The sequence below is a fragment of the uncultured Senegalimassilia sp. genome (assembly GCF_934632265.1).
GTDB lineage: Bacteria > Actinomycetota > Coriobacteriia > Coriobacteriales > Eggerthellaceae > Senegalimassilia.
In genome coordinates this window covers 1-4,837 of sequence record NZ_CAKTYH010000133.1, presented here as the reverse complement: position 1 = coordinate 4,837, position 4,837 = coordinate 1, and the positions used below count along the sequence as shown (strand labels likewise).

Here is a 4,837-nt window from a genome sequence, read left to right as displayed (position 1 = left end):
GCTCGGAGGCGTTCGCCAGCGCCAGGACATCGGCCAGGTCCGTGCACAGGCGCTGGCGCACCGAATCGGACAGCGCCGCATGGTTCGCGATGCTCGCGTCGGTCGGCAATGCGTCCACGATGTGCCCGAACCGCAGGGCGGCGCCCTCATCGTGGGCGATGCGGACCGCCCGCTGCGCCACCAGGTGCATCGTCTTGTCCTCGTCGAGCGCGGCGAAGACGCGTTTGCGGGATCTTTCCATGTCGTTTCCTTTCATACCCTGCCCCCGTTTCGGGCGGGGCTCGTTATGCGTCGCATGGGGCCTGCCGGGCATCGGCGCCGCACCGGCGGCGCGGCTCGAAGGCTTGGCGGCCCTTTCCGTATTCGCTTACCTCATCTTTGTACGCCCCCAGCTCATCGGGCGAAACACACCTCATGGGCGTTTTTCGGGGAGAGCGCGCGCGGTGGGCGGGCGGCAAGGGTCAAGGGGTATAATCCCTAGCAGGACATTCGCTCCCCAAGGGAGCGGGAACACTCACGTTAAACGGCGCCGCCGGCGCCGTGCATAGGGAAAGGTGCATGGAGCAGCATGGATATCGCGCAGGAATCGTTGCGTTTGCATGAGCAGTGGCAGGGCAAGCTGGAAACCGTCCCGAAGATGAGGATCGAAACGCGCGAGGACCTGGCGCTGGCCTACACCCCCGGCGTCGCCGAGCCGTGCCGCAAGATCGCCGAGAACCCTTCCGATGCGTACAAGTACACCATGAAGGCCAACACCGTGGCCGTCGTCTCCGACGGTTCGGCCGTGCTCGGCCTGGGCAACATCGGCCCTGCCGCGGCCATGCCCGTCATGGAGGGCAAGTGCGCCCTGTTCAAGACCTTCGGCGGCGTGAACGCCGTCCCGCTGTGCCTTGACACGCAGGACGTCGACGAGATCGTCGAGACCGTCAAGCGCCTCGCCCCCAGCTTCGGCGGCATCAACCTCGAGGACATTTCTGCGCCGCGCTGCTTCGAGATCGAGCGCCGTCTAATCGACGAGCTCGACATCCCCGTGTTCCACGACGACCAGCACGGCACCGCCATCGTGGTGCTTTCCGGCGTCATCAACGCGCTTCGCCTGACGGGCAAGCAGAAGGAAGCCTGCCGCGTGGTGGTCAACGGCGCCGGCTCTGCGGGCATCGCCATCGCCAAGCTGCTGCTCAACTACGGCTTCAGGAACCTTATCCTGTGCGACAAGTGCGGCATCATCAACTCGCGCTCCGAGGGCATCAACGAGGCCCAGCGCGCCATGCTCGCCACCACCAACCTCGATGACGAGGAGGGCACGCTGGCCGACGCCATGCGCGGCGCCGACATCTTCGTGGGCGTCTCCGCCCCGGGCATCGTGTCCGCTGAGATGGTCGAGTCCATGAACTCCGACGCCATCCTGTTCGCCATGGCCAACCCCACGCCCGAGATCTTCCCGGACGTTGCCCGCGCCGCCGGCGCCCGCGTGGTGGGCACCGGCCGCTCGGACTTCCCGAACCAGATCAACAACGTGGTGGCGTTCCCGGGCATCTTCAAGGGCGCCCTGGAATCGCGCGCGACGCGCATCACGAAGCAGATGAAGCTGGCCGCCGCCGAGGCGCTCGCCGCGCTCGTCTCCGACGAGGAGCTGTGCGAGGACTTCATCATGCCCGAGCCGTTCGACCCGCGCGCCGTGGAAGCCGTGGCAGCCGCCGTGGCCGGCGCGGTGCAGGGATAGCAACGTGGCCGATATCCGCAACACGGGCATCGTCAGCGAGGTGCCGATGATGCGCGAGAGTCGTCCGGCTTCGGGCGCCCCGGCGCACCCGGCCGCTCCCGCGCAGGCCGCCGATCAGGGGCTTTCCGCCGACCAGGCGCCCGAGCGCGGCGTGTTCGTCACATTCGAGGGCGGCGACGGCGCCGGCAAGACCACCCATATCCGCTTTTTGGCCAACGCCCTTACCGCCATGGGCCGCGAGGTCTTGTGCCTTCGCGAGCCCGGCGGCACCGAGGTGGGCGAACAGCTGCGCGGCGTGGTGCTGAACCCGGCGAACTCCGATATATGCGATGCTTCGGAGCTGCTTGTCTTCGAGGCAGCCCGCGCGCAGCTGGTCAGCCAGGTCATAGCCCCGGCGCTCGAGCGTGGGGCCGTGGTCCTGTGCGACCGCTTCACCGATTCCACCGTGGCATACCAAGGCTATGGGCGCGGGCTCGACCGCGCGTTCGTGGAAGCGGCCAACGCGTTCGCGTGCCAAGGTATCGTGCCCGATCGCACCATCTTGCTGGTGGCCGACAGCGCAGCAGAGGGCCTGGAGCGCGCCACGCGCCGCGCCGGGGCCGATCGCATGGAGCGCGCGGGCCAGGATTTCCACGCCCGTGTGAACGCGGCTTTTTTGGAGATCGCGCGCGAGGACCCGCGCCGTGTGCGCCTGGTACGCTCGAGCGGGCGCAAATCGCATACGGCGGTGCAGGTGTTCGGCCAGCTGGCGGACCTGTTCCCGTGGATGGGCGACTTCGTGCGCGCAAACGAGGCGTATTTCGAGCGCCTTGATGTGCATCGAACCCATGAGGGCCGTGTGGACTATCGCGACGATTCCGCGTCGACGTCTCGCGCGGACCGGTCGGGCAAGGAGCAGCAGTAACGCTTATGGCAGACGCATTCGAGAACATCTTGGGCCAGCCGCAGGTGCGCGAGTTCTTGCGCGCCACCGTGGCGTCGGGCCGCGTCAGCCACGCGTACCTGTTCTGCGGGCCGGCGGGCTCGAACAAGACGCTCGCGGCGCTCGCCTTCGCCCAGGGCATTCTGTGCCCGAAAGGCCCCAAGGGCCCTCGCGGCGGCAACTGCGGCGCGTGCGACACCTGTAGCCGCATCATGCGCAAAAAGCATCCGGACGTGCGCATGTTCGAGCCCGAAGGCGCTGCCGGCTACTTGGTCGAGCAGGTGCGCGGCATCGTGGCCGACACCGCCTTGGCGCCCATCCAAGCCGATCGCAAGGTCTACATCCTCGATCGCGTGGACCTGCTGGGCGTGCAGGCGGCCAACGCGTTCCTGAAAACGCTTGAGGAGCCGCCCGCCGATGTGGTGCTCATCCTACTCGCGCGCACCCGCGAGAGCGTGCTGCCCACCATCGTCTCGCGGTGCCAGGTGGTGCCGTTCCGCACCATCTCGGTCTCGGAGGCGGCGGGCATCGTGGTGCAGAACTCGGGCGCAAGCCCCCAGCAGGCGCGCGTGGCGCTGCAGGCCTGCGACGGGTCGATCACCCGCGCGGTGGAGTTTCTGAAGTCCAACGAGCGCCTTGAGTTCCGCGCCCGGGTGCTCGAGGTGCTGGCCTGCCTGCGCCGCGCCGACGACTGGGACGTCATCGGGTTTGCCGCCGACCTGGTGATACGCGTGAAGCTCCCGCTCGACACCGTGCGCGCCGAACAGGAGGCGGAACTTGCCGAGAATGCCGACTTCCTGGCGAAGTCGGCCATCCGCCAGATCGAGGCGCGCAACAAGCGCCAGCTCACGGCTAAAACCGCCGAGTCGCTGCGCCAGCTCACCGGCATCACCCGTTCGTGGCTGCGCGACGTCATGGCCCAGGCCGCAGGCGCACCCGATCAGGTGGTCAATGAGGACGTCAGGGCATCGGTCGAGGATGCCGCCGCGCGTACCGACGCCGCACGTGCCGCCGCGGCCATCGCCGCCGTGCGCCGCTGCGACGTCGCCATCTCGTATAATGTATCTCCCGAGACGTGCATCGACGCGATGCTGCTCGAGGTTCGCGACATACTCTACGGCCGTGCGCTGCCCAACGCGGCGCCGCGGGCGTATACCAGATAGAAAGAAGGAGCGCCATGGTCCGCATAGCGCCTGTCAACCTGCCCTACAACCCGAAAACCCTGTGGTTCGATGCGGGCGAGCTGGAACTGCACGCCGGATGCGACGTCGTGGTCCAAACCGCCCGGGGAACCGAGTTCGGCCATATGGGCGAGCCTGCATTCGAGGCAACGCCCGACCAGGTCAAGAAGCTGAAAACCCCCTTGAAGCCCGTTTTGCGCGTGGCCGACGACGAGGATCGTGCAAAGCAGGCAGAGCTCGAGGCCCGCGCCGCCGAGGCGCTTCCCGTGTTCAAGGAGCTTGCCGCGAAGGCGTCCGAGGAAATGCGACCGGTTTCGGTGGAGTACCTCTTCGACGGCGACAAGGCGGTGTTCTACTTCGAATCCGAGAATCGCGTCGACTTCCGCGAGCTGGTGCGCACGCTCTCCTCGCGCCTGCACGTGCGCGTGGACATGCGTCAGATCGGCGTGCGCGACGAGGCGCGTATGGTGGGCGGCCTGGGCCATTGCGGCCAGGAGCTGTGCTGCAAGCGCTTGGGCGGCGAGTTCTGCCCCGTGTCCATTCGCATGGCCAAGGAGCAGGACCTGTCGCTGAACCCGCAGAAGATCTCGGGCGTGTGCGGCAGGCTCATGTGCTGCCTGCGCTATGAATACGATGCGTACAAGGATTTCAAGAGCCGCGCGCCGAAGAAGAATGCCCAGGTGGAAACGCCTGATGGCGTGGCGAAGGTGGTCGATCTGGACGTCCCGCGCGAAGTGGTGTCGCTGCGCATCGAGGGCGAGAAGCCGGTGCGCGTCCCGCTTGCCGACTTCGATGCGCCCGAGGAGGGCGCACGTCCGAAGTGCGTGGGATGCGAGGCGTGGGAGCGCGCTATGAGCGAGCAACCCGGGGATCCCTTCGGGGCCGCTGCCGCGTTGGCGACCCCGCAGCTGTCGGGCAAGGACAAGCTGGCCGACCGCGCCAGCGTGCGCCACGTCCCCGGCGGCAAGAAGGCAGAAGGCGCGGGCGAGCCCAAGCCCGGCCGGTCCAGCA

General features: G+C 67.6%; 5 protein-coding genes. 4 read left to right on the top strand and 1 reads right to left on the bottom strand.

Annotated features, from left to right (window positions below):
• A partial coding sequence (locus Q0H50_RS08415) for a hypothetical protein (protein WP_294421378.1) occupies positions 1-241 on the bottom strand: 241 nt, incomplete at its 3' end.
• Between the two features lie 327 nt (positions 242-568).
• Between Q0H50_RS08415 and Q0H50_RS08410 the strand changes: the two genes are divergently transcribed.
• The 4 genes from Q0H50_RS08410 to ricT form a co-directional block, all read left to right on the top strand.
• Positions 569-1,723: an NADP-dependent malic enzyme gene (locus Q0H50_RS08410; RefSeq protein ID WP_294421376.1), complete on the top strand. Its 1,155-nt coding sequence runs from the start codon at positions 569-571 to the stop codon at positions 1,721-1,723.
• 4 nt (positions 1,724-1,727) lie between these two features.
• A complete protein-coding gene (gene tmk, locus Q0H50_RS08405; protein WP_294421375.1) occupies positions 1,728-2,627 on the top strand; it encodes a dTMP kinase in 900 nt (299 codons plus the stop codon).
• Positions 2,628-2,632: 5 nt separating this feature from the next.
• The gene (locus tag Q0H50_RS08400) at positions 2,633-3,808 is read left to right on the top strand and encodes a DNA polymerase III subunit delta' (RefSeq protein WP_294421373.1); all 1,176 of its coding nucleotides are present in this window, start codon (positions 2,633-2,635) and stop codon (positions 3,806-3,808) included.
• Between the two features lie 14 nt (positions 3,809-3,822).
• On the top strand, positions 3,823-4,837 hold a 1,015-nt coding region (gene ricT / locus Q0H50_RS08395; RefSeq protein ID WP_294421371.1), incomplete at its 3' end, for a regulatory iron-sulfur-containing complex subunit RicT.